19 protein-coding genes and 1 pseudogene are annotated in these 26,710 nt (G+C 39.5%); 9 read left to right on the forward strand and 11 right to left on the reverse strand.

Annotated elements, in window-relative coordinates; all coding sequences use genetic code 11:
* Window positions 1–220 precede the first annotated feature (220 nt).
* A pseudogene (locus GARC_RS27810) lies at window positions 221–328 on the forward strand (transposase); the annotation flags it as partial.
* 195 nt (window positions 329–523) lie between these two features.
* On the opposite strand, the gene GARC_RS00655 reads toward GARC_RS27810, so the two are convergent.
* Window positions 524–1,426 (reverse strand): LysR family transcriptional regulator, encoded by a 903-nt coding sequence (locus tag GARC_RS00655; RefSeq protein WP_007615622.1) that lies wholly within the window; start codon window positions 1,424–1,426, stop codon window positions 524–526.
* A gap of 143 nt (window positions 1,427–1,569) precedes the next feature.
* On the opposite strand from GARC_RS00655, the gene GARC_RS00660 reads away from it, so the two are divergent.
* On the forward strand, window positions 1,570–2,457 hold the full coding sequence (locus tag GARC_RS00660) for a zinc-binding dehydrogenase (RefSeq protein ID WP_007615623.1): 888 nt from the start codon (window positions 1,570–1,572) through the stop codon (window positions 2,455–2,457).
* On the forward strand, window positions 2,453–2,650 hold the full coding sequence (locus tag GARC_RS26635; protein WP_226989037.1) for a zinc-binding dehydrogenase: 198 nt from the start codon (window positions 2,453–2,455) through the stop codon (window positions 2,648–2,650). The genes GARC_RS00660 and GARC_RS26635 overlap by 5 nt, the downstream gene beginning before the upstream one ends.
* Before the next feature lie 263 nt (window positions 2,651–2,913).
* On the opposite strand, the gene dxs is transcribed toward GARC_RS26635, so the two are convergent.
* From dxs to xseB, 3 genes are read right to left on the reverse strand one after another with little or no spacing between them, the layout of a single operon-like run.
* A complete protein-coding gene (gene dxs, locus GARC_RS00665; RefSeq protein WP_007615625.1) occupies window positions 2,914–4,776 on the reverse strand; it encodes a 1-deoxy-D-xylulose-5-phosphate synthase in 1,863 nt (620 codons plus the stop codon).
* A gap of 56 nt (window positions 4,777–4,832) precedes the next feature.
* Window positions 4,833–5,723 carry a (2E,6E)-farnesyl diphosphate synthase gene (ispA, locus tag GARC_RS00670; protein ID WP_007615626.1) on the reverse strand — a complete coding sequence of 297 codons (891 nt, stop codon included), beginning with the start codon at window positions 5,721–5,723 and terminating at the stop codon, window positions 4,833–4,835.
* A complete protein-coding gene (gene xseB / locus GARC_RS00675) occupies window positions 5,720–5,962 on the reverse strand; it encodes an exodeoxyribonuclease VII small subunit (RefSeq protein WP_007615627.1) in 243 nt (80 codons plus the stop codon). The genes ispA and xseB overlap by 4 nt, the downstream gene beginning before the upstream one ends.
* 307 nt (window positions 5,963–6,269) lie before the next feature.
* On the opposite strand from xseB, the gene pomA reads away from it, so the two are divergent.
* Window positions 6,270–7,034, forward strand: coding sequence for a flagellar motor protein PomA (pomA, locus tag GARC_RS00680; RefSeq protein WP_007615629.1), 765 nt, complete (start codon window positions 6,270–6,272; stop codon window positions 7,032–7,034).
* A gap of 3 nt (window positions 7,035–7,037) precedes the next feature.
* Window positions 7,038–7,955: a flagellar motor protein MotB gene (locus GARC_RS00685; protein WP_007615631.1), complete on the forward strand. Its 918-nt coding sequence runs from the start codon at window positions 7,038–7,040 to the stop codon at window positions 7,953–7,955.
* 159 nt (window positions 7,956–8,114) lie between these two features.
* Here the strand turns inward: GARC_RS00685 and GARC_RS00690 are convergent, their stop codons facing one another.
* The 4 genes from GARC_RS00690 to GARC_RS00705 all read right to left on the reverse strand — a co-directional run bounded on the left by GARC_RS00690 (window position 8,115) and on the right by GARC_RS00705 (window position 15,116).
* Complete coding sequence (locus GARC_RS00690; protein ID WP_007615632.1) at window positions 8,115–8,576, reverse strand: hypothetical protein; 462 nt, start codon at window positions 8,574–8,576, stop codon at window positions 8,115–8,117.
* A 70-nt stretch (window positions 8,577–8,646) separates the two neighbouring features.
* On the reverse strand, window positions 8,647–12,486 hold the full coding sequence (locus GARC_RS25755) for a M4 family metallopeptidase (protein ID WP_007615634.1): 3,840 nt from the start codon (window positions 12,484–12,486) through the stop codon (window positions 8,647–8,649).
* Between the two features lie 140 nt (window positions 12,487–12,626).
* Window positions 12,627–13,232 (reverse strand): PEP-CTERM sorting domain-containing protein, encoded by a 606-nt coding sequence (locus GARC_RS00700; RefSeq protein WP_007615636.1) that lies wholly within the window; start codon window positions 13,230–13,232, stop codon window positions 12,627–12,629.
* Window positions 13,233–13,724: 492 nt separating this feature from the next.
* The gene (locus GARC_RS00705) at window positions 13,725–15,116 is read right to left on the reverse strand and encodes a sensor domain-containing diguanylate cyclase (protein ID WP_007615640.1); all 1,392 of its coding nucleotides are present in this window, start codon (window positions 15,114–15,116) and stop codon (window positions 13,725–13,727) included.
* Window positions 15,117–15,316: 200 nt separating this feature from the next.
* On the opposite strand from GARC_RS00705, the gene GARC_RS00710 reads away from it, so the two are divergent.
* Window positions 15,317–16,639: a DUF4932 domain-containing protein gene (locus GARC_RS00710; protein WP_007615641.1), complete on the forward strand. Its 1,323-nt coding sequence runs from the start codon at window positions 15,317–15,319 to the stop codon at window positions 16,637–16,639.
* A 50-nt stretch (window positions 16,640–16,689) separates the two neighbouring features.
* Here the strand turns inward: GARC_RS00710 and GARC_RS00715 are convergent, their stop codons facing one another.
* Window positions 16,690–17,952, reverse strand: a complete 1,263-nt coding sequence (locus GARC_RS00715) for a serine hydrolase domain-containing protein (protein WP_007615642.1) — start codon at window positions 17,950–17,952, stop codon at window positions 16,690–16,692.
* 498 nt (window positions 17,953–18,450) lie between these two features.
* Between GARC_RS00715 and GARC_RS25760 the strand changes: the two genes are divergently transcribed.
* Both GARC_RS25760 and pnp read left to right on the forward strand, forming a co-directional pair.
* Window positions 18,451–19,053 (forward strand): FHA domain-containing protein, encoded by a 603-nt coding sequence (locus GARC_RS25760; protein ID WP_007615644.1) that lies wholly within the window; start codon window positions 18,451–18,453, stop codon window positions 19,051–19,053.
* A gap of 343 nt (window positions 19,054–19,396) precedes the next feature.
* Window positions 19,397–21,514 carry a polyribonucleotide nucleotidyltransferase gene (gene pnp / locus GARC_RS00725; RefSeq protein WP_007615645.1) on the forward strand — a complete coding sequence of 706 codons (2,118 nt, stop codon included), beginning with the start codon at window positions 19,397–19,399 and terminating at the stop codon, window positions 21,512–21,514.
* 164 nt (window positions 21,515–21,678) lie between these two features.
* Here pnp and prsT read toward each other — a convergent pair whose 3' ends face one another.
* Together prsT and xdp1 are read right to left on the reverse strand one after the other, a co-directional pair.
* Entirely contained in the window at window positions 21,679–24,459 is a 2,781-nt protein-coding gene (gene prsT, locus GARC_RS00730; RefSeq protein WP_007615647.1) for an XrtA/PEP-CTERM system TPR-repeat protein PrsT, read from the reverse strand.
* Window positions 24,460–24,583: 124 nt separating this feature from the next.
* Complete coding sequence (gene xdp1 / locus GARC_RS00735) at window positions 24,584–25,339, reverse strand: exosortase-dependent surface protein XDP1 (RefSeq protein WP_007615649.1); 756 nt, start codon at window positions 25,337–25,339, stop codon at window positions 24,584–24,586.
* A gap of 399 nt (window positions 25,340–25,738) precedes the next feature.
* Here xdp1 and pssA point away from each other — a divergent pair, with 399 nt between their 5' ends.
* Window positions 25,739–26,530: a CDP-diacylglycerol--serine O-phosphatidyltransferase gene (gene pssA, locus GARC_RS00740; RefSeq protein ID WP_007615651.1), complete on the forward strand. Its 792-nt coding sequence runs from the start codon at window positions 25,739–25,741 to the stop codon at window positions 26,528–26,530.
* Window positions 26,531–26,710: the final 180 nt, after the last annotated feature.

Here is a 26,710-nt window from a genome sequence, read left to right on the forward strand (position 1 = left end):
AAATTAAACAAGGACAAAAAACAGTTGGCTTTTGCTCGTACCTCGCTAATTTTAGCCAACTATTTTATTGCCGCTTAGCAAAGCGTTGAGGCTGTAGAATTTCTCCCAAAAAGAACATTTCCATGTTTTTCTTATAAGGTTTGAATTGTTTGTTTTTTAACCTTGAACGCGTCGATTGACTGTGATCTAATAGATATTATTCCGCTAGAGATAATATCTCATGGCCAATTACAAACCTGATTTATCCTGCCAAAACAAGTTCATTCCCGTTAACTTTTCTGAGCAAATTCTGCCAGGCACATTTGAATATGCGTTGTGTTATATGGTCCTGCAGGGTCAGGTTCGTTGAAATAATTTCAAAATCACCAATCGTAATAGAATCGACTTTGTCGATATCAGCCACTAACAGGACCAGCCACTAACAGGACAGCCATGATAACTCCCGGTAAATTATCATGGCTGTCCTGTTAAAGTAGTAGTAAATTATCATGGCTGTCCTGTTAAAGTAGTAGTCTTACGGTTCTTAATACTGTTGTTTTATATTAGCCATGAAGGAAATAAACCAGTGGTGTTCTGGCTTTTTTTCTTGAGCCCGACTCCAATACATTGCGACTTTAAACTCTGGTATTTTAACCGGGCAAGGGAAAGTTTGTAGGTTAAATTTCTGCGTTAGGTTTCCAGCAATTTTTTCACTGACGGTACACAATAAATCAGTCTTATCAATTAGTAGTGCGGCGCTAAAAAAATTGTTCACGGTGTGGGCAACGTTCCTGCTTTTGTTCTCTCGACCCAATGCCGCATCAACTAAACCATGGCGGTCTCCAGAGAACGAGACAAGAATATGCTGCTCTTTAAGGTACATTTTTTTTGTCAGGCGCTCGTTAATTCTAGGGTGGGTATCAGATGAGATCGTCACGAACTGATCAGTGAATAAATCTAAGTTGTTAAACACTTTTGGTGTATCGGTTTTTCGAGAGATTAGAAAGTCGATGTCATTATTAACAAGGGCTTTCGAAATAGATGCTAACGAGTCTTGTTCGCCTAGGGTGCGAATATCCAATTTTATATTAGGTGCCAAATTTGCTAATTCTTGTAACAGCTTTGGCACAACGGTTTGCATGCCATGGTCGGTTAATGCAATTGTAAAACGATGTGAGGACGTCTTTGGATTGAATACTGGCGGCGGCGAAAACACCTGCTCAATATTAGAGGCGATAAGTTCAGCTTGCTCTGCTGTCTGCAAAGCCCGCGCAGTAGGCACCATTGTATTGCCGGAGCGTATTAAAATGGGATCGTCCATGGCGGTTCGTAGGCGAGCCAGCGCGTTGCTGGTTGCTGGCTGGCTTAAGTTCAAGCGCTCTGCAGCTCGCGTAACATTGCCAGTTGCGACCACTGCATTAAGTACTTTTAGAAGGTTGTAGTCCATAAGGTGGCTCACTACTTTAGTTAAAGTTATTTAGGCTTATCTGTTTAATCAATGAATGATATAGATATAATCCATTTCATCAATAGTTAGTGGGCAGGTAATTTGTTTCTATTATAAGCAATGAGCAATAAAGAGAGGCAAATATGATTGTTCCAAATGAAAACAGGCTGAACACAGAATATCGAATTAGTAAGTTTGGTGGGCCCAGTGTAATAACTGCAACACAAACTCAATTGGCTGCACCTAAGGCAGGTGAGGCTCAATTGCGCATTCTCGCTACGGGACTTTCCATGGCGGATGTACTCATTCGTAGGGGCGTTTATGTCGACATCAAAAAACCAGCCGTCGTATTAGGCTACGAAGCTCTAGGAGTAATAGAAGTCTTGGGAGAAGGCGTTGCCATAAAACACCCTAACTTAACCGTGGGTAAACAAGTGGCTGTTATGTCACTTATTGGCAATAACACCCATTATCGAAATATAGGGGTAGACCATGTGGTTCCGCTTCCTAAAAATGTGAGTAATGAGCAGATACCGCAAGCCGCTTCAATTATGTTGAATTACGTGACCGCTTACCAAATGTTGCACCGGCAACAACTCACATTTATTGAAACAGCTACGCTGAAGAAAGTTCTAATTCATAGCGCCGCTGGTGGTGTAGGAATGGCACTCATTCAATTACTTAAACCATTTAACCTAGAGCTTTATGGGACAGCATCTAAGAAAAATCATGCTCGGCTTAAACGTTATGGTGTAAAGCCTATCGATTATCGAACTGAAAATGTGGCTCAGGTGTGCCAACAAGCAGGCGGCATGGATGTTGTGTTTGATGGTATAGGTGGCAATCATTTAAACTCGTCCAAGCAATGTTTAACCCCAAAAGGCCAATTAGTTTTTTATGGTATGACGGAATTAATTACGGGTGAACAACCCACAAAAATAGCATTTATTAAGTACATGCTGACAACCGCACGCTACTTTTTTAAAGCCAAGTTATGCAAACGTTATTCATTTTACTCAATAACTGATTAACCGAAAAAAACAGCCCCAGTGGTTTTTTGATGATTTTTATAAGGTGTTTAATTTATTTTTAAACGGAACAGTCAATCCTGAATTAGCGCCGGTTTTACCTATGTCTCAAATAGCAGAGGCACACCGAAAACTAGAGTTCGGAGAGTTAAGTGGCAAACAGGTGTTAATTCCAGATCCTCTATTTATTAAATAGCTTTGGTTATACCAGTAAGGGCAAAGCTGTAGATTTATTAAAGAGAACTCTATCTGGATAGTCATTTTAATTCAGCCCTCCAGTTAATATTCGTGCTCAGTGTAAAATAAACAACATTAGTCTTTTTATGTCGGCAGATGGATAAACCCAAAGGCTGGGAGTCTTAGTAACCGGTCCGTTTTGTGCGCTTTTCCTCTGTGTTCTCCGTGACCTCTGTGGTGAATAGCTTTTATCTTTTGCTTTTTGGCTATCCAATTATATTTTTATTTATAAAAATCTTCGATTCTACCCAATATCCCAGCTGCATCTAAACCTAGTTCGACGTACATCTCTTGTTGTGTACCTTGCATAATAAATTCATCAGGTAATCCGAGCTGCAACAACTTGCTACTATGTTTAGAAGACATTAAATATTCTGCCACCGCACTGCCTGCGCCGCCTATGATGGCGCCGTCTTCAAGGCTGACAAACAAGTCATGATTGGCTGCAAGTTGATTAATAATGTCGGTATCTAAGGGTTTAACAAAACGCATATCAATGACTGTCGCGTTGATGTTTTCTGCCGCTTCTTCGGCAAAGGGCAATAGTACACCGAAGTTAAGAATAGCGACTTTTTCACCGGTTCTTATGTTGCGGCTTTTACCTAATTCTAAGGCCGTCATTTGTTGTTCAGGTGATACCCCAGTAGCTGAACCTCTTGGGTATCTGACTGCTGCTGGTTTTTGTAGTTTATGGCCTGTGTACAACATTTGACGACATTCGTTTTCATCGGACGGTGCCATGATCACCATATTCGGGATACACCGTAAAAATGGAATATCAAAAGCACCTTGGTGAGTCGGGCCATCAGCGCCCACTAGGCCAGCGCGGTCTATGGCGAATAAAACCGGCAGGTTTTGTATTGCCACATCATGAATAAGCTGGTCGTAGGCGCGTTGTAAGAAGGTTGAATAAATGGCCACAACAGCGTTCATACCTTCTTTGGCAAGCCCTGCAGCAAAAGTAACGGCATGTTGTTCGGCTATAGCTACATCAAAATATTGAGATGGATACTGCTGGGAAAATTTAACCATACCAGAGCCTTCACGCATGGCGGGTGTGACTGCCATCAATTTAGGATCTTGTGCGGCCATATCGCATAACCAATCGCCAAATACCGCAGAAAAGGTTGGGTTGCTAGGCGCTGCTTTGGGTAATGCTTGGTCTTTTGGATTGAACTTAGGCACGGCATGAAACTTAATGGGATCTTGTTCGGCTGACTCGTAGCCTTTGCCTTTTTTGGTGACCACATGCAATATTTGTGGGCCTTTGATGTTGCGCATATTACGCAGAGTATCCACTACGGCATTCACATCATGGCCGTCAATCGGGCCAATATATTTAAAACCGAGTTCTTCAAAAATAGTACCGGGGACCACCATGCCTTTGATATGTTCTTCAGCGCGGCTGGCAAATTCTTTTATGGGTGGCACATTGCTAAGTAATTTTTTACCTCCATCACGGATAGAGTTAAAAAAGTTACCAGTTAGCAATCTGGCTAAGTGACTATTGAGTGCCCCGACATTTTCAGATATCGACATTTCGTTGTCATTTAATACCACTAACAAATCTTTGCCAATATCGCCGCCATGGTTCAAGGCTTCAAAAGCCATACCTGCGGTCATCGCACCGTCACCAATTACCGCAACAACTTTGCGGCCTAAGGCTTCCTTTTCAGCGGCAACGGCCATGCCTAAAGCTGCGCTTATAGAGGTAGATGAATGCCCTACAGCAAAAGTGTCATATTCACTTTCTGGTGGCCATGGGAAAGGATGTAAGCCGCCTTTTTTACGTATTGTAGGCATACGTTCACGACGACCGGTCAAAATTTTGTGGGGGTAGGCTTGATGGCCCACATCCCATAACAGGCGGTCAAAAGGGGTGTTGTAAACATAATGCAAAGCAACCGTCAGCTCGACTGTGCCTAAACCTGAGGCAAAATGACCACTACTTTGGCTCACACTAGTCAATAAATATTGACGTAACTCAACACTCAACTGTTTTAGTTTATCTTGTGACAAGTCTCTTAACTCTTTTGGAGTATCAGCTTGGGCGAGGATAGGGTAGTGAGCAATATCTAAGGTCATTAAATGGGTATCAATTAATTAAATTTCATTTAATCCAGCCACATTTACAGTTTTATTTAGTAACTACGGTGAATAACTAAGTCGGTAAAAGACACCAACATCTGGGTATTGTAAGGCAAAGCGTGCAAAGCTTGAAGCGCTTGTTGATGTAGATCGTCGAGATAAGCTTGTGCTTGCTTTAATCCGAGCATGGCAGGGTAGGTGCTTTTGTTCTGCTGCTGATCAGATCCTTGTGGTTTTCCAAGCACTGCAGAGTCACCTACCACATCTAAAATATCGTCTTGAACTTGAAAGGCTAAACCTATGGTTTTGGCAAAATCCAGCAAATGTTGTTTACTTTGAGGCGAAATATCTGTGGCTAGAGCGATAGCCATCTCAACACAAGCACTAAGTAAGGCACCGGTTTTTTTGCCATGTAGTTCTTCTAATTGTTGTTGGCTTATATGTTGATCAGTTGCTGCCAAGTCCATCGCTTGACCGCCACACATGCCTTTGTAACCCGCCGCATGACTGACAATTTTGACTAATTCAATCCGTTTTAATGCTAATTCACTTGAAAGCGGGTATTCACATAATATTTCAAATGCCAAGGTTTGCAGAGCGTCGCCCGCCAATATTGCGGTGGCTTCATCAAATTGAATATGACAGGTTGGATGTCCGCGCCTTAAGTCATCATCATCCATGGCGGGAAGGTCATCGTGGATCAGTGAATACGCATGAATGGCTTCTATCGCAGCAGCAGGGCCATCGAGATCTTTTTGTTGTACCGAAAGCATTTCGCCTGTGGCATAAATTAAAAAGGGGCGCATTCTTTTACCGCCTATTAATAATGCGTACTCCATTGCTTGTTTAAGCCTTTGCGCATGCTCAGGCAGAGCATTGATGTTTTGCTTTAGCGTTGAATTGACTCTATCGCGGCTAGTTTGTTGAAAAGCAGTTAAATTCATTTGTCAGATTCAAATACGTCTAAGGTTTGCTGACCATTTTGAGTGGTAAGAATTTGTATTTTTTGTTCAGCGTCTTTTAATTTTTGTTGGCTGTGCCTAGCTAATTGAATTCCACGCTCAAAGCTTTGTAACGCATCTTCTAAAGGCAAGTCGCCTTGTTCCATTTTAGTGACTAGTGTTTCTAGTTCCAGCATAGATTGTTCAAAAGTCAGTGATTCTGTTTTTTTTCGTGTAGTCATAATATTCTTCAACCTATTTCTGAAGTGGCACGCACCTTACCTGAGCAAAAAAAGACGGTCAAATACTTTTCAAATAGACCTTAAAAACATCATCAAATAGGTCAATTAAGTAAAAAAATATTGCTCTCAAATTATTTACATGGATGGTTACTATAGAATTATCTAAGATTGTCGATAAAATGGGGTGATTAAAGATAATTTTATATGCCTTTTCTAGTGTATTGTGGATAGTTAAGTTTAACAATTAGCTACGATGTTGGTCTTTGTTATTAAGTATTTATAGCTGTATTTCTTTTGGGAGCATAATGTGGATCTAGCAACCATAATAGGTATTCTTGGCGCCATTGGTTTTGTTGTAATGGCGATGATCCAAGGTGGTGAACTGGCGATGTTTGTCAACGTACCTTCAATCTTGATTGTATTTTGTGGCAGCTTATTTGTGGTGTTATCACAATATACCTTAGGGCAGTTTTTTGGAGCCGGCAAGATTGCAGGTAAAGCCTTTATGTTTAAAATTGAGACTCCTGAATCGCAAATAGAAAAAATTGTGGAAATGGCTGATGCGGCGCGTAAAGGTGGGTTTTTAGCACTAGAAGAAGCTGAAATTGAAAATGCCTTTATGCAAAAAGGTGTTGATATGTTGGTAGATGGTCATGATGTGGAAGTGGTAAGAGCGACTTTAGGCAAAGACATCTCTATGACCTCGGAACGCCATGAATTTGGAAAAAGTATTTTCAAAGGTTTAGGTGACGTTGCACCAGCGATGGGAATGATAGGGACCTTGGTTGGTTTAGTCGCTATGTTGTCAAACATGGATGATCCTAAATCGATTGGCCCAGCAATGGCAGTTGCTCTTTTAACTACTTTATATGGTGCCATGTTAGCTAACCTAGTATGTCTACCTATTTCTGTAAAGTTAGGTAATCGCGCAGAAGAAGAAAAACTCAATCAGAGTTTAGTGTTAGACGGAATTATTGGTATAGCTGATGGGCAGAATCCACGAGTAATTGAAGGTATTTTGAAAAATTACTTGGCCGCTAGTAAACGTGGCTCACCAGAAGAAGCCGAATAAATTATGGAAGACGAATGCCCTAAATGTCCTCCCGAAGGGCTACCTGCGTGGATGGGGACTTTTGCTGATTTAATGTCGCTGTTGATGTGTTTCTTTGTACTCTTGTTGTCCTTCTCTGAGATGGATGTACTTAAGTTCAAACAAATCGCAGGTTCGATGAAATTTGCGTTTGGTGTACAAAATAAAATCGAAGTGAAAGACATTCCCAAAGGTACCAGTGTTATTGCCATGGAGTTTCGTCCTGGCCGCCCAGAACCCACGCCAATTGATACTATTCAGCAACAAACCATTGATATGACTCAAGAAATGCTCGAGTTCCAAGCGGGTAATGAAGATTCGGCTGGTGGTCGACAGAAACAGCGTGGTGAACAAAGAGGTGGCGCAGCGCAACAAACAGCGTCAGAACAACAAACTACCAGTCAAAATGCCAGTCAAGAAGAAGTCGCTGAACGTATGCGCAAAGTTGCTCAGCAACTAGAAAAACAAATTATTGATGGTGCGATTGAAATGGAGTCCTTGGGTCAGCAAATTACTATTCGTATTCGGGAGAATGGTTCATTTTCTGCCGGATCTGCGTTTTTACAGCCTCAATTTATTCCAATCCTACGTAAAATCGGCGCTTTGTTAGCTGAAATGCCCGGTGATATTGAAGTATCTGGGCACAGTGACAGTCAGCAAATTTCAAATGAACTCTATCGTTCTAATTGGGATTTATCATCGCAACGAGCGGTGGCAGTGGCTGAAGAATTAAGACGTGCTGTCGGCTTTGATGAGAGTCGTTTGTCAGTGGTTGGCAAAGCGGATACGGATCCATTGGTTGATGCAGATGATCCGCAGGGGCGAAGCCGCAATCGCCGTGTTGAAATTTCTATAAATCAGGGTAAGCCAATGGTTTCTGATCCTATATCGGTGCTTGAGTAGTTAACCCCAGTTCAGTTATTGGGTCATGGTTGCAATAATTTATTGCAACCATTTAAAAAGTTTACCAGACTGAGTGAAATACAAGAATACGATCAGAACCATCAATAATGGGTATTTGTGATTATATCTCGTTAACTAATGGCTAAATTAACAATGCCATTAATTGCCATTAATTTTTTGTATGTTCAATTTAATGACTTGATCACTTAATTGAATATCTTTGCCTTTTTTTGGGTGCGGTTCGACATCTAATAAAAGCAAACTATAACCAAAAGTATTGGCCATTGTAGACTCGCGTTTGCGTATCAACTTTACTTCTTGTTTCTCTGAGTATTCATTTGAAACTTCAAGTTTTACAACCAACTGACCCGCCCAGATACAAGTAACGCCAGTTGCACATCGTGAATCTTCTACAGCGATCAAACGTAACTTCAAATTTTGATAGTCTACAATTTCTTCAACAGTTATTGTAATTACAGAGTTTTGCTGTGCATTGGCGAGCGCCGGACTTTGCTGCATTTGGGTTGAAACTTCTGTATCAGTTACAGTTTCCGTTATTGTTGAGCTGTCAGCAATACATCCAGATAAAGCGATTAAAAAAATATATATTGGTTTGAACATAATGTTTTTTCCAAAAAAGAAAAAGCTCGGACTATGCCGAGCTTTTTAAGTTTTTAATTATTGTTTACTACTATGGAGCCGGAGCCGGAGCCGGAGTAGCACAGCGCGGTAAGGTACACAACTGGGTGCATTGGCGTACATCCGATACGCTTATAAAACCATCACCATCATTATCGCGAGGGTCACCTGGTGCTGCAGCTTGATTACGAGCAGCCCCTACCAACATTATGTCTGCACGGTCAACAATACCGTCCAAATTAACATCGCATCTTAGAGCCTGTGGCACATTGTCACAAGCTAAAGACACATTATCAATTTGAGCATACCAATCCCAATCGCCGCTGTTGGGATCGAAGTAATGCCAGCGTAATTTAACATCAGCTTCACCAGCATAATGAGTTAAATCAATTGATACAAGTTCTCCAGCAGCATTTAACAAACCGCCCACTGGATGATCTTCATTCCAACTGAGCATTGTAGCCCAACTACTGCCGCCGTCGGTACTTATGTCCAAATTAAGGAAGTCTAGACTTGCTAAGTTTTGGTAATCCACAAGATACTCTAACGTCGCTCCAGTAAAGCCAACTAAGCTAAATGAATTGGAGTGTAGTTCAGTGTCGAATTCTACAAATGCGGCTGCATCACTATTGGCTGTAGCTGCATCACCTGAACCACCGGTAAAGTTGCCACCTATTTCAGAATCCGCAACACTTGACCAGACAACACCTGTTCCTGCATTGTCGACAACGGTCCAGCTTTGAGAAATTCCAGTATCAAATCCAACAGGCTCAACGTTACATGCAATGTCTGTAACAACTTCAACACAAACACTGGGTATCGCTGGTTTAGGTAAGTTGTCTTCAATGGCTACATCGTCGACGAAGAAATTACTTTGTTGAGTAACGCCTCCAACGGTTCCACCTATTTGAATAGTATGAACACCTCCATCATTAAATCCTACAACAGAGAAGCTATGTTCAACATAATTATTGTCGGTTGCATCACATTCGACTGTCCCAATATCCTCACCATCAATACTTATTTGTAAAGAATCTGGGGTAGGGCCAGTGTCGCAAAGGCCACGCAGAACATTTAATGTTAAATCTGAAGCTGTTGCGGGAATAGTTATATTCTGCGCTACACTGCTTGTTACACCGGTAGATAATCCACCGATCCACACTACCCAACTTCCGCTGTTTACTGGTACGGCTGGACAACCATTACCAGGACCACAAAGTGGAAACTCATTGATACCGGCAAACGTAGAGCTAGCTAACCAATCTTCGTTTGGTACACCACCTTCAAAGCTCCAGTCTGCAACAATATTACTGCTGTTTATTGCATCTGTTGGGATAGAGCAACTAAAGCCGCTTTCTACTTGACAACTAGCAGAACAACCGTCTCCATTGACTGCATTACCGTCGTCACACATTTCGCCTATATCAAGTCGAGCATCACCACAAATTGGTGGAGCTTCAGCTGAACAAGAATATGCTTCTATACTTTCAACGTACCAGCCTGTTGTTCCATTACAGCCATCAGTACCAAAGTCGAAACGCAATTGGATGGTATCTCCAGGAGAAGCATATCCATATAAGTCGATTTGCGATTGACCCCAAGTTCCGCTTAAACCGCCGGCATCGCTGCCAGTAAATGCTTCTTCACCTCCCAATGGATTATCTGTAGGCGTAGTCAAAGCACTGTTATAGGCATTAAATGAATAAGCTTCACTTGGAACCACAACAAATGCGCCACCATTAACACTCATTTTAAGGTTACCACCGTCCCAGCCTGCTTCTGTAGCAACCCAGTGATTAAATGCAACATGAGGTGTAGGCGAGGCTGGAAGTATGATTGGTGGACTGTCTATGCTGACCGCACCTGCTTCTGTATCTACTCCACAATCTCCAGCGAGTAGGTCAGGAGCAAAGGCTGCAAAAACACCGTTCGCGCCAGATGGTAAGTCGTCAACTACTAACCACCCTGGACTATCGAAGGTTGCAGGGTTAGCTACATCGTGTGAGCTAACGCTCCAACCAGCGGGTAAAGCACCAGATTCGAAATCTTCACTAAAGAATGATTGCACGTTGCCCATACCTTCACAAAGTGCTGGCGCTTCTGCTAATAAAGGTTCAAAACCACATTGTGTGGGTGGTGTGCGCAACTCAACCGCAGCAATAATAGCGCTTACTTGTGAGCAATCACCTGCTGTTATTATTTCTCCTGTAGGCGTACCATTGCTTAAATCAGATAGATCCAATCCTGTTAAAGCAGTACATGCAGTTTCTAGTGCATCAGCATGATCATAAAAGTTACTCGATGGAGTAAGCATATTTTGTGCGGCCCAATGGATGTGAGCTGATTTAGTTAAGCCTAAGCCAGTGTCTGAAAATCCATTGTAGCTGCCACCATCTACCATCAAGGAATAAGCATGGTTTGGTACACCAGAGTTAGTGTGCACACCACCCTGGTCGGTTGAAAGACAGTAATATTCTGCATCGGTTACTTTACCTGGGTCACCTTGACAAGTGGGATTCCACATATCACGCAGGGCACCAGTTAATCCAACTGCCGTTGCATCTTCTCCCAACAGCCAACGAACACTATCATCACCTGATCCTGGGCTATTACCCGGGGTATAATCTGAACAACTATTGTCTGTTCGCGCAACATCGGGACCAATGCTATCTTCGCGACCATTGATACGGTCAACCGTTTCGCCCCAAATATCTGAGTAAGATTCATTCAATGCACCTGACTGCCACTGATATATTAAATTATTGGTATATTCAGTGTAAGCATGGGCCCATTCATGAGCTGTAACGTCATCAGTGGTTAATCCTGGGCAAAAAGAAATGTAAGTACCATTCCAAGAGGCGTTTGGACACTCATCACCACGGTTAAAAATAGCGTCCATAGTAGAACCCGCATCATCAAATGAATCTCGCCCGAAAGCGTTTTCAAATAATGAATAAGTCTCGGCCGACGCATAAATCATGTTATCCGCTTCAATATCGGCAGTAGGTAATGTATCTCCTTCGACCCAAAATGGGTTACCAGAATAGTTAGGGCCAGGATGTGCCGCGCCTTCGGCGTCAAAAGCTCTACGATCGAGTGCATCATGGATCCCCGTTATCTGATCAACAACCTCGCCATTTAACGCATCAACATAAACAAATTCACGCACATTACCTGCACTATTTACAACTTCTATTTCGTATGCCAGATGATCCTGACCCGGAGTGCCCTTTATAAGTCCAGCCCGGAAAACCATTAAAGTACTGGAATTTACCAAAAGAGCAGCGGGCGTGCCCATTTTATCTTCTCTATTGCCTACATTGTCTGAGGTAACTTTTTTGGTTGGATCTTGCTCTACTCTAAGAAAAGCAATTCGGGTTGCTTGCGATAAAGTTATAACGGGCTTAGTAACGACTTTAATATCAGTGAGAAATTTACCATTTACTGCAATCATTTCTCCGTCTGAATTAAAGTGTGTTCTTAATTCACCAGCAAAAACGGGTAAACCATTATAATTTTGTTTGAAAATACTATGTTGTGAGCCTAATTTATCTCGATTAGTGCCGACTAAAGTCAACTGAGTATCAACATTTTCGATCCCAAATGCACTACCATAGTCGCGCAGAAATGAAAGCGAAAGGCCACTAGTATCCACTTTAGTGCTACCACTAGTACCTGATTTACTGCGTGTTTGTAATTTTAATGGGCCTAGTTGCGAATTGGGTGTTAGACGAATAAAACGGGCGTACCCAGTGTTTTCATCGACACTGATTTGAGCTTTACCAGCTGTATCAGCTAGAAGGTTTTCGGCGCCTTTCGATTTCTCGGCGAGTACCGCTGTTGTGTTTAACGTTAAACACAACATTGCTGCAATTTTACTGACATGATGCATGCTTATTTCCTTGTATTGACGTTGAAATATTTAAATTCCTAAACCATCTGGACAACAATTACAGACATTTGAAGGATATTTTCTATATTCTCTATATTTTTACTTTTTTATTAATTTGAATTTTAAGTCGTGTTTTTTAATTAAGATTTTTTGAAACTTGATGAATAACGCTTCTGTCTAACAAACAGAGTTAATAAACCTAGACCCATTAATGCCAAAGTTGCCGGGGCTGGAACGTCAATTGATGCATTAATACCACTCAATGTGAAAGCGGTTGGTAGTTGAGCTGAATTGAAAACGGCTCCTGAATCAAAAAATAAATCGGTAGTTTGTGCACTAGCAAACGGGTTAATTGTAAAAAACAGCTCGGCCAAAGCAAAGCTAGCTGGTTGAAAAGGGGCAAGCTCAGCGTCACTCAAATAACTGGTTTCGGCAATGTTGACAAGATTTGGGTCGAATGTATCACCCCAACTTAAGTCCAAAGAATCGGCAACACCACCCAAGTTATCAAACAAACTGTAGCCAGTGAAAGATAAAACACTAGTGTCGAACCCTATCCATAGGTCGTATGCTCCCAGAGTTGCATCAATGCCGTTTCCTAGGCCTTCAATCATTACAGTAACGGATACTGTAGAGCCTGGTTGTGCTACTTGTGTTGATGGGTCGAATGATAAAATGATTTCAGCATTTGCGATACTGACAAACATGAAACTAACGGCTAATACTATGCGGCTAACTACTTTCATAATGACTTCCTTTTTTATAATTTTTTAATGAAAATTAAAGTTTAAGTGTAGATATTAGTAATCTAATAATTTGTTTTTATTCTCTTTAAGTTCATTCAAAGAGATATATAGGCATTTTGGCTATATGTAAGTTAAAATGCATATATGGGAAGAAATCTATGCATTTACCTTACCAATAAGTTAATTTTCTTATTTAACAGTATGTTATGAAATTGTGGTATTTTGGGCTTTATCTATTTGTAAAAAAAGCTGACAAAATTTAGGATGTTGAGATGCCTACAGTGATAATTAATGTTTATCTATATCGAATAGGTAGAGGAATTTGTAATTTGAAAAAACTAAGTGGCTCAGTCATAACTTTGAACGGTTTTAACTGGTTAACATTAATAGCCAAAATATATTAATTGGTATTTTTAGTAGATATCAACAATGTTTCTGAAAACATAATACTTACAATAATACAGTGTCAGCTGAGCCATAATTAGAAATTTACTAGCTGTCACTTACTATAGTAAATTTGTTTTTGTGGTTTCCTTTAGATTGATAAAGCGCAATGTCTGCCTGCTTAATCTCTACTTCTAAATCGAGATTACTGGATGGATTACAAAGTTTGATCCCTATACTTACCGTTATCGACAGTTGGGTATTTGTGTCTATTTCAATACTAATACTCCGAATGCCTGTTATTAAACGCTCTGCTAAGCTTTCTATATCAATGGCATTTTCAATCGCCACAGCAAAAGCGAACTCCTCCCCACCATGTCGACAGAATGCATCGTCGATCCTAAAAAAATGTTTTAGATAGTTCGACAAATCAACAAGGACTGTATCACCAAGGTTATGTCCATAAGTATCGTTAAGGACTTTAAAGTCATCGATATCAATTATTCCAAAGGCAATCATTACGTTTCTTCGATTGCAGGATTGTATTAATCGATTGCTTTGATCGATAAAGAATCGCCTATTAGGAATATTGGTTAAGGGGTCAAAGAAGGCTATTTTTTCAAGCGTTGCTTTTGCTTTTTGTAATTCTAATGTTCTTTTTTCAACCAGTAATTCAAGATCTCTTTTTAATACTTTTAAATCATGGTTGCGCTTTTTGAGTTGTTCGAGGTGAAATTTGCGTTCCGATACATCACGTTCAATGGCGGCAAAATGTGTAACGTCACCGTATTTATTTATTAATGGAATGATGTTCATTTCTACCCAATAGGGTCTGCCCTTTACATCGTAATTTAGCAATGTTTCGTTTATGCCTTGATTATTTTGCAAAGCTGAATGGATGCGATTTTTTGATTCTTGGTCGGTCAAAGCTCCTTGTAATATTCGTGGCGTTTCCCCTAAAGCCTGCTCCTTTGTATAGCCCGTTAAATCCTCAAAAGCCCTGTTTACATAGACTATTTTCGGGCCTGTGGGATGTTGAATATTTTCCGCTTCGGTGACTATCACTATATCCATGGCGTTTTCAACAACGGCTTGAAATGAAAAGAGTTCTTTGGAATCTGTAATATCGTTAAAAGTCACCACAATAAAACTATCAGGACTTTCTGGCTCACCTTCATAATATGCATTGATAAAAAACCAGCTGATTTTATTGTTTGAAACGTCAATTACGCCTATCACTTCATTGGTTAAACGCTGCTGTGTGCGTTTCACTTTATTAACAGGATAATCCTCTACGAGCAGCTTTTTCCCTGCGTCATTTAGGAAGTTCCATTGCGGATCAAAGTCATCTTTACCAATAATTTGTTTATAGCTGAGTCCAAGAAGGTGCAAAGCCGTTGGATTAGCGTAAATAACTGAGGTATCCCAGCGATGAATAATCACCCCAATATGGGCATGTTCGAGGAGTTTCCTGGAATTTAAAGCAAAAAGATCAGTCATCACATCTCACTAATATTGCTATAACTTTTTGTAGTATAGTTAAAAAAGAAGTTGATGAAAATTTGCACGAAAAAAACCGCATATCATTGTCATTATCTATAGCACTGTCGCTTATAGGTTTTTTGGCGGCCTGACTCGCGGTAGATTCAGGCAAGTAGTTGCATCAATTATTTGGGTTTTATTTATAAGGTTACAGTTAAGTGAAATATCTGGTTTTTATGTTTTTGTTCGTAGGTTGTGTTAACTCATCTGCTCACCATCATTACATCACCTTAGAAGACGCAAATTTTGCGTTAGTCACTGATAGGTATTTTAGTCGCGAATTGGATTTTGATTCTTTGCCAAATGAGCAAGTCATTTATCTAACTTATTGGGGAGCAAGACCAACGGCTGAATTGAAATATGGTGAGCAACGTTTATCTATTTTTTATCAAGGTAAAGAAACTGAAAAAATATATTTAGAGCTAAATAATAAAACAAAAAGCATAACATTCAACATCCAAGGTAAACCTGCTCAATATGACGCTGTTTATGCTCAAGAGCACCGTGGAAAAGTAACAGCTGAGATCCCAGAGGTGTACGAATTAACCAATATTGTATTGGCCGTGGCAGATAAGTTTCATCAAACAAATTATGGAAGTCCAGTAGAAGGTGATTATTATCGGGCAATGATTAAATGGTTTGCTCCTTTCAAGGATCATGCACTGTTTAATGCTTTAAAAAATGTTGATTATTATTCCCTTGTTGAAAATGGACCAGCCTATGTATTTGTGAATGATGAAATAGTAGGTTCTGATATTTATAATGGTTTTAGAGCCAAAGACGCATTGGCAGACAATATTACATTGTTAGAAAACTTTGCAAAAACCAGTGGCTTTAGAACGTTCTACCAACAACAGACTCCTTATTATTTAGGTTTGACTAAACAGTTTCAGGTTGACACTCAGCCAAAAAATATCTGGAAGTGGTTGGAATCGCAATTCCCTGCTAGATATCAGAGTTATAAAGTGTTTTTTTCGCCATTAGGGTCAGGTCGGCATAGTGCTCGTATGTACAAAAATAATAATTTTAAAGAGTCTGTGATGTTTATCAGTGGACCCAATCGTTATGAAAATGAAGCTGACTCAGCTTCGATTCGAGCCATAAAGCTGAGCCGTACATTTTTTACAGAAATTGATCATGCTTATGTAAATCCGGTTTCAGATAACTACATTGATGACATTAACCTGGCATTATCTGATTTAAGTTCATGGTACAAAGGGGGAAGTTACAACAAACCTTATTCCACATTTAACGAATATATGACTTGGTCAGTATTTTTGTTGTATGCCATGGAAACATACTCAGATGAAGAGTATTTAATCATTAAAAGTCAATTGGAAAATTTCATGGAGAATAAACGAGGTTTTTTTAAATTTGAGGCATTTAATAAAGAGTTTACTCGGTTATATAAAAAACGCAGTCGGGGGCAAACTGTTGTAGATCTGTATGAGCCAATCATTAGATGGATAAAAAATAACTAAGTTTGAATGAGAAGTGTTGATGCGCCCTTTGAAGGCGCATCAAACAATTTTTAATCTACCAGAGCTTGATAGACAAGGTTTCTAAAATCATCGTGATAACGATGGAATCCTATGGGTACAAATTGCGCCATAGAGATCAAAACAATTTTTTCTTTTGGGTCGACTCTGAAATAAGTAGATGCCATTCCACCCCAACCAAAGTTTCCTGTTGAGCTCATAAAACCAGCCATATCAGCATCAGTAGTGACTGACATGGCTAATCCGAAACCTTCACCTTGTGCGTCCGGGCTGTATGGGAGCATGTTTTTTGGCATATGGTTGCTGGTCATATATTCGACTGTTTTACGGCCTAATATTCTTACTCCATTTACTTCGCCGCCATTAAGCATCATTTGTGCAAAGGTAAAATAATCTTGAATGGTAGAGACCAAACCACCTCCACCGCTGTGGATTTCCGGGTCGCTTTTATAATCACCTAAAGGCTCATTTTGCATCACAATTGTTTGCCCTGTTTTTCTGTCGGCTGTGTAGATTTGAGTTAATCTATGTACTTTATCAGCGGATACATAAAATCCGGTGTCTTTCATTCCTAGAGGAGTGAAAATGGTGTCCTGCATATATTCACCAAGCCTTTTACCACTGAGCTTTTCGACTAATGCACCAATTATGTCTGTCGAAAAACTATAATTCCAAGCTGTTCCAGGTTGATGATTAAGAGGTAAAGACGCAATATTAGCTAAAAAATTTTCTGGAGTTAGTGCGTCGGGATCCGACAATAGTTTTTGATATAGTTTGTCCACTTCGCTACCAGTAAAACCATAACTTAAGCCTGACGTGTGCATAAATAAATCAATGATGCGGATCGGACTTTTAGCATCTTCCAAAACCATATCATCACCACTTCCACTGACATACACTTTCATATTGGTAAATTCAGGTAGGTATTTAGCAATAGGATCAAACATATGAAACTTGCCTTGCTCCCAAAGTGTCATGGCGGCAACGGCGGTAATAGGTTTACTCATAGAGTAAATTCTGAAAATGGTATCTTCACTCATAGGTGTTCCAGCTTCCTTATCTTGCATGCCTTGGGCATTTAAATAAGCAATTTTTCCATCTTTAGCGACTAAGGTTAATGTGCCAGCTAATTTTCCTTGGTCGATATAACTTTGCATTACAGGGGCTATTCTATCGAGACGTTCGGCTGAAAACCCTACTTCTTCAGCTATACTAGCTGTGTTTTTAGCGTCAACTACTGTTGATTGGCAAGCCATCAACGTACAGCAGACCATTAATCCAAAAATTAACCTCATAACATGTCCTTAACATTATATTTGAGCAAACAGTTTAAACAGAGTAGAGAAGGGGGCAAGTTGATTCGAATGATTGAAGTACATATAGAGTGTTTATTCTTAGTGATGTCTTCAAATAAATTAGCGAAGTTAATAGAAAGTTAAAAACTAGTAGTCTTATGTTTTGATATTTGAAAGTGAAGAAACCGCACAATTCTTAATCAATAGAATATTGCATTAGGGCCAGGTTGAACTGTATGTAGAGCCGAGTAGCGCTTTAGTTTAATAAAAAAGGTATTAACTCATTTCAGTTAAAAATATCTGTCATATGAGTGTAGAAAAGACTTGAACTGTTCTAAAATAAATATAAAACTAAAATTGTATTACCTATACTCTCTTTTATTGTTAGATATGCTAGATACAATGGAAAATCAAAAAAGCAAAATAAGTCGTTTCTATGGAGAGCTCAGACGCCGAAATGTGCTTAACACTTGTGTCCTATACATAGTCAGTTGTTGGATGATTATACAAGTTGGCACTGTGGCATTTCCTATTTTTGATATTCACAATGACTATTATTATTGGTTGCTGGGTATCTTTATTGTTTTATTCCCCGTGGCAATTGGTGTTTCATGGTTCTACAACTTCACCATTAATGGCTTTGTGCGGATCGCCCCGTTTTCAGAACGGCGAATGTTAAACAACATTGCTCCCTTAGTTGATCAGCGCATTTCTCTCGATAAAAAAAATGAAGCTCCTGTTCGCTTAGACGGTTGGTATATTAAAGCAGAGAATGGACCTGTAAAAGGCTTAGAATACCGAATCGATAATGGTGTCACTATTGGAAGGGCTATTGAATGTGAAATAACGCTACTTCGTTCTTATATTTCTCGTTTACAGGCTAAGTTCATAATTGAAGAAGACGTTCTGTATATTGAGGATTTACACTCTTCGAATGGCACATTGGTGAATAACGAAAGAATTAATGATCGAATACGTTTATTTCAAGGTGATGAAATTCAGTTTAAAGATATTATTTTTAAAATTAATGAATATACGACTCAAAAGCAGGGAAGTTTATTGCTTAGTAAAACAACAATGATCCATAACAGGAAGTGGTGAGCTATTTTTTCTATATTAATTCTTGAGAAAGCCTTAGCTATTACTGATTACTTCTAATTGTTGTGACAATACTTATGACTTAACAAATTCAAAATACCCATTCCATAGTTTTCCAATACTTTTATAGGGATTTATTCCAGCAAGCAAACGCTGTAATAGCCATTTCATATTTAAACCCAACTCTCATGTCAATACCTCACCAAAATCCCTTATATTTACCACCCAAATCTGTATTTCAAACACATTTGGGTATACACTATGCGCCGCATTTGAAAGCGATATAAAGAAAGCAAAAAGTGTATTGTCCTAAGAGGGACAATTTTAAATAATATAAAGGATAAAAATGACTCCTATTACTAAAACTTTTCAGTATGGTCAGCATACTGTTACTCTCGAAACGGGCGTAATCGCTCGTCAAGCCACCGCAGCTGTAATGGCAAGTATGGATGATACTTGTGTATTGGTTTCTGTTGTTGGTAAAAAAGATACTAAACCTGGTCAAGACTTCTTCCCATTGACAGTTAACTATCAAGAAAAAACTTACGCTGCTGGTAAAATTCCAGGTGGTTTTTTCAAGCGTGAAGGTCGTCCTTCTGAATATGAAACATTAACGTCTCGTTTGATTGACCGTCCAATTCGTCCTTTATTCCCAAATGGGTTTATGAACGAAGTGCAAATTATCATCACTGTTGTTTCAGCTAACCCTGAAATCCCTACTGATATTATTTCTCTTATTGGAGCGTCTGCCGCATTAGCTATCTCTGGTATGCCTTTTAATGGTCCTATCGGTGCAGCGCGTGTTGGTTATAAAGATGAGCAGTACCTTTTAAATACTCGTACTTCTGAACTTGAAGATAGCCAATTAGACCTAGTGGTTGCTGGTACTAAAAATGCAGTATTGATGGTTGAATCTGAAGCAGATATTTTATCTGAAGAAGTGATGCTTGGTGCTGTTATGTACGGTCACGAGCAATTACAAACTGTTATTGGTGCGGTTGCTGAATTTGCTGCTGAAGTGAACACGCCTTCGTGGAATTGGCAAGCTGTTGCAGAAAACACTGCTCTTAAAACTAAGGTTAAAGAATTAGCTGAAGCGGGTATGACAGAAGCGTATCAGATCTCTGACAAGATGGAGCGTAAAGACGCCATCAATGCTTTGACTAGTAAAACAGTTGAAGAAATTGTTGCTGCTGATGAAAGTCAAAACGCTAAAGAAGTATCAGAAATGATGCATGCCCTTGAAAGTGACGTAGTTCGTTCACGTATTCTTGCTGGCCAGCCTCGTATTGATGGTCGTGATCCTGCGATGATCCGTGCTCTTAATGTTGCAACTGGTTTGTTGCCACGTACTCACGGTTCTGCTTTGTTCACTCGTGGTGAAACTCAAGCAATCGTTGCTGCTACTTTAGGTACAGAGCGTGATGCACAGATGATAGACGGCCTTAGTGGAAAAACTGATAGCCGCTTTATGTTGCATTATAACTTCCCTCCATACTGTGTGGGCGAAACTGGTTTTGTTGGTTCGCCTAAGCGTCGCGAAATCGGCCATGGTCGTTTAGCAAAACGTGGTATTCAAGCGGTTATGCCGTCTGAAAAAGAATTTCCGTACGTAGTACGTGTTGTATCTGAAATCACTGAATCAAATGGTTCGTCTTCAATGGCGTCTGTTTGTGGTACGTCTTTAGCATTGATGGATGCGGGTGTACCAATCAAAGCTTCTGTTGCAGGTATCGCAATGGGCTTAGTGAAAAATGATGAAAACTTTGTTGTTCTTTCTGACATTTTGGGTGACGAAGATCACTTAGGTGACATGGACTTTAAAGTGGCCGGTACTACTAATGGTATCACTGCACTTCAAATGGATATCAAAATCGAAGGTATCACTCAAGAAATTATGCAGGTTGCTTTAAAACAAGCTAAAGAAGCCCGTTTGCATATTCTAGGTGTGATGGACCAAGCGATTTCTGGTCACCGCGAAGAGATGTCTGAGTTCGCTCCGCGCATCTACAAAATGAAAGTTGATAAAGACAAAATCCGTGACGTAATTGGTAAAGGCGGCGCGATGATCCGTGCTATTACTGAAGCATCTGAATGTAATATCGAAATCGAAGATGACGGTACTGTTAAGATTTTTGCTACAGAACTAGCTAAAGCTCAAATAGCTATTGCTAAAATTGAGCAAGTAACTGTTGAAGTTGAGTCAGGTAAAACTTACTCTGGTAAAGTAACGCGTATCGTTGATTTTGGTGCATTTGTTGAGATCCTACCTGGCAAAGAAGGCCTAGTACATATTTCACAAATCGCTCACGAACGTGTTAACAAGGTATCTGACTTCCTAGAAGAAGGCCAAATCCTAGACGTTAAGGTTGTTGAAATAGACCGTCAAAACCGTGTACGTTTAAGTATCAAAGATTTGACTGAAAAGCCTGCGGCACCAGAAGCTACCGAAGGTAACGAATAATCAGTTAACTCATTTCTAACTGTTAAAAAAAGGAGCCGATGGCTCCTTTTTTATTGCTTGAGAATCACTCTTTGTAATTCAATCAGATATGTAGCGTGATTTAACATTATTGAGATAGGGAGCTTTGTTAACTTAAAATAACCACTTTGTTATTACTAAAACAATCAAATTGAATCTAGTAATTGTTGGGCTAGCTCCCTCTCATAAAAATTCTTTTCAGAGGTTAAGGCGTTTGACAATTCTTTACGGGCTTCCTCATCTCGGCCCAATTTATTCAGAATGAATCCAAGATGGTAGCGTATTGCAGGATCCTTAGAATCAACACTAAAAGCCATGCGCAGAATTGTTAAGGCTTCCTCATATTTAGCTTGCTTAGCCATTATCCAGCCTTGGGTGTCGAGAATAGAGGCCGAATTCTCATCCAACTCGAGTGCTTTTTGAATGTACTCTTGTGCTTCAACAATATTTGTTTCAAGGGCAATATTAGACAGATTATTGTAAACATACGCTTTTATTGGGTAATCCTTAACCTTTAGCAATAATTCATAGTGAGGTTTGGCAAGTTCAAATTTATGTAGGTTAATATAGAAATCGGCCAATAGATTGCGTAACAGAGCATTGTTTGGATTTTTATCCAGTAAATTATTTACTTGCTTATCGAATAGTTCTAAAGCGACACCTTGCAGGGTAATTTGATAAAAACCAACCAAAGCTTGGTTAAAATTAGGATCAAGTTGTAATGCCGAAGAATATTTCTGGGCGGCCAGTAAAGTGTTTTTTTGTGCTAGAGCCAAGTCTCCTTCGAGCAACTTAATATTGGCATTGTCGGGATGTTTAGTATTGAGCTCAATTAATAAGCTTTCAACCTTGGTCCAATCTTTGAGGACCAGCAGTAGCTTTGCATACTCAAATGAATAATGCAGGTTGTCTGGCGATAATTGTATCGCTTTAATTATTACAAGTTTCGCTGACTCGGGATCCTCAGCCCTTAAAAGTAAATTACTCAGAGCAAATAAATGCTGTGGTTCGCCATCAGCCAAAGACCTTAGCTCCCGAAGCTCTCTTTTCAAATTAACTTCATCTTGCTGTTTAAGGTAAAGCTCAGCTTTTTTAAAATGATAAATGATATTTTTTGGATCCAATCTAGTCAGCTTGTTTAATTGCCTTACGGCTTCAACTAATTGATTGTTTTGTTGATAAATGCCACTAAGAATCTCAAGTGCCTGAACGTTGTCAGATTGAAGGGTTAACGCGTTTTGAAGATTAACCACTGCGTTTTCAGTATCGTTCAGTTGTGCCTGCATACGAGCTAGCATAATCAAGACTTGAATATTGGTGTCTTGCTGTTGTGATAATTCACTGAGAATTGTATTGGCTGCTTGATAATTTTGCTCAACAGCATAGATTGTAGACAGATTAAAACGGGCTGAGAAATGGGACGGCTGTTTATCGAGAACCCGTTCAACCAAAGGCTTAGCTAGGTCCCATTTTTTTAATTTTATTAAAATAGCCGCTTTGAGATTTAAAAAATCAGGATTGTCGCCTTGTGCTGATAATAAGGCATCGGCTATCTCATTTGCTAATTCGAATTGTTCTAGTTCAAGATGTAACATACTAAGGGTAAGTAGAAACCTTGGGTCAGTGGAACCGTTTGGGGATGCAACTATTTTATCAATCGCCTGCTGAGTTTTTCCTCTGGCGGCCATTGTTTTTATTTCAAGTAGTTCTACACTTGGCTCTGCTGGGTATTCCTTCTGTAATTGATACAAAAGCTCAATCACCTTGAAAGCCTTATTATTTACCAAATAAAGTTCTCCCAGTAAAATCATCGTATCCAGATTAGATAATAATATGGCCTGGTTGTCTTGGAGTAAGGATAAGGCTAGTTTGACTTGTCCTAGCTTGACATAGGTTTTCGCTAATAGAGTGATAGCAGCGGTGTTGCCGGGCTCTCTGATAATATATTGAGCGAACTGACTGGAGGCTTGCTCTAACTTGTTGTTGGTGTAGAAGGAAAGGGCACTTATATACAATAATGTTGGTTCGCTTAATAGCGTTTCATTTGAAATATTGGAGAGCTTATTGCTCAATGCCTCTAGCTGTGAACTAGCCTCAAGATTTTGTTCCTTTTCTGATAATAACCAACTATTGAGCAACATTGCCATAGGATCATTCGGCGTTTGTTCAAGGATAAGTTTTATTAGATCTTGTGCTGCGTCATAGTTCTTTGTGGTGATATACACATCGACTAAACTGCGTCTGATTAAGGGATCTTGCGGATCTAATTGAATCGCTTTTTCTAGTAAAGTTTGCGCCGAGTCTATGTTATTGCGGATTTTCGCCACTTCACCTTTTAAGTGCCAAGCTCTAGGATCCTTTTTGTCTACTTCAAGGGCTCTAGCAATCAGTGCTTCGGCAGAGTCCAGTTTGTTGAGCGTAATTTCAAGGGATGCAAAGCTATTCAAAGCCTTGATATTATTTGGAAAAAGCTGAAGTGCCTCAATATAGTCTTGTCTGGCATCTATATATTTTTTGAGTTTCATATTTGCTGCGGTTTTAATTAAAATCCATTGAAACGCTACTTCGCTGGATAATCTTCCCTTATAATTTAGACTAAAAATATCGTCGTACTTATGTTGAAAGAGTAAGCTATTTCCTAGGGGTTCTATGACTAAATTAATATCCGCACCTAGCTCCAATGCTTCATAAAATTCGGTTTCGGCCTCCTCAAAATAGGTGTTTTTTAAAAGTAGCTTGCCCATCATGATCTTGGCTGGCAGATTATCAGGATCTTTTTGTAAACTATTTTTTAAATGTATATAGGCTTCTTTATAATTTTTTTCATTGTAGGCACTAATGGCAGATTCGTAATCTTGGCTAGAGTTCGCCAAGGTTTGCAAAGATAAAATGAGTAGTAGAAGGCCAAACAAATTCGATTTAAACATAAAGTTCCAAGTGTTTATCTATACGTTCTAATTATGAGTTGCACAATGTTACCTCGGAATATTATTCGCGGGTACTAAAAACAAAAAAAGACGACCGAGGTCGTCTTTTTTTTACTGTGCTTACCTAGCTTATTTGTTTACGTCTTCTGAGTATCAATGCGAACAATCCTGCTGCCATTATCAAAGCTGTTTGAGGTTCAGGAATATCTGAGGAGGTGACATTAAAATCGATTGAAGATAATTTTATACCGTCGTTTTGGGTTGAGCCGCCGCTGAATGTAGTATTAAATATACTGTTATATGCGCCAACTAACCAATATTGTGACGCTGTCTGCCCAGCATTAATGCCGGCATAATAATTTGACACATGTGAAGAATCTGACCACATGTTACCAGCGCTATTGACCACATCACTCCAAGTAGAGCCACCCAAGCCACTAGCAACTGCACCACTTATAGCGGCTACTGATATTTCTGTTTGAGAGGTATTGTATAACCAACTAAAATTAGCACCAGTCAAAGTAACAGCTTCTGAAAAGGACACCAGTATCATGTCAAAATCAACCCAATTACCCATATTGTCCATACTATGATCCGGCGAGTTACCACTTGACTCATCCTGATTCACTACGCCCCAACCAGAGCCGTATCTTACTAACCTTCCGGATTCCAGTTCAGTATCATTATTAGACAAATTATTTTCAGTGTCTGACCACGCTGTCATTGTCATGTTGACACCACCAACTGAATAACTGAATGATGAGTAACTAGTGTTGGAAGAATTCACCCCCGAAAAATCAGCAGTATAGGTACTGGCAAGTGCTGAGGTTGAGGAAACTAAAATCCCCAATGCAAGTATATGTTTTAGACTTACTAACATAATAATCTCCAAAATTACAAAATGTACTAAGTACAAAGTCCGGTTTTTACCCGGTTTTTAATAACTAAGCAGAAAACATGCCAAGAATTAAATATTCATATAAAACAAGTGTGTACTGGTCAGTATAATTTATCAGCTTGCTGATTTGTAAAATATGCTGACAGTGTTTTAGGCTGCTGTTTCATTATTGAGGCTAAAAATTTTACCGCTGTTTAATGTATATATAATGCGAGTAAATATCTTGCTTGGAAAGTATTTCTTAATTTTGTGTTTATACCTACGTATATTAATGGGGCAATCACAATAATATATGAAATTCTTTGCGTATGCCGTGCAAGAGGCTTACGAGGGAGCAAGCATATATGTTATCTTGTTTTACATATTTATTAGGAGTAATTAATGACAGAACAAAAACGTAGGGGGATTTACCTTTTACCTAATCTTTTAACAACCGCTGGGTTATTCTCTGGTTTTTTCGCCATTGTTTCTTCTATGAATGGTCGTTTTGAAGCAGCTGCGGTAGCTATTTTCGTAGCGATGATTTTTGATGGGCTTGATGGTCGTGTAGCCAGAATGACCAATACTCAGAGCGAGTTTGGGGCGGAATATGATTCTATGGCCGATATGGTCTCTTTTGGTGTGGCCCCAGCTCTTGTCGCTTATAATTGGGGATTGACGGGTTTAGGTAAAATTGGTTGGCTCGCTGCTTTTATTTACGTGGCAGGTGCTGCATTAAGGCTGGCTCGTTTTAATACACAAATAGGTGTAGCCGATAGCCGTTATTTCCAGGGGCTTGCAAGTCCAGCAGCTGCTGCGTTAGTGGCGGGGTTGATATGGGTAGGGGTAGAATATGACATTAATGGTCAGGACTATGGGATCATAGTTGCTATAATTACAGGTGTTGCTGGTCTATTGATGGTGAGTAACTTCAAATACAACTCCTTCAAAGAATTGAATTTAAGTGGCAAAGTACCTTTTGTGGCATTATTACTTATCATGTTGATTTTTGTTGTGGTTGCGACCGAACCAGCCTTAATACTCTTTATAGTGTTTGCCTTGTATTCATTGTCAGGTCCAATCAATACCTTTAGAACAGTTGATAAAGTAAGGCTAGAAGATGTAGTTGGTGATGCTGCAGAGCATGATGAAGACTGTCATCCTGACAAAAACAGTAAAACTGAAGACAAATAACGGTTTATTGTAATTTGTTCGTTATACGCTTAGTTTTAGTTACTTTGAAAGCAATAACATTTTTAGACCACAGAAATAGTTAAGTAATATAGTTTTCATAAAGGCATCCAGTTTGACTGAATGCCTTTTTTATTACCTGAAATCTGAATTGCTGCTACTTATTATTTGGCATTTACGAGA

The sequence above is a fragment of the Paraglaciecola arctica BSs20135 genome, from assembly GCF_000314995.1.
Lineage (GTDB): Bacteria > Pseudomonadota > Gammaproteobacteria > Enterobacterales > Alteromonadaceae > Paraglaciecola > Paraglaciecola arctica.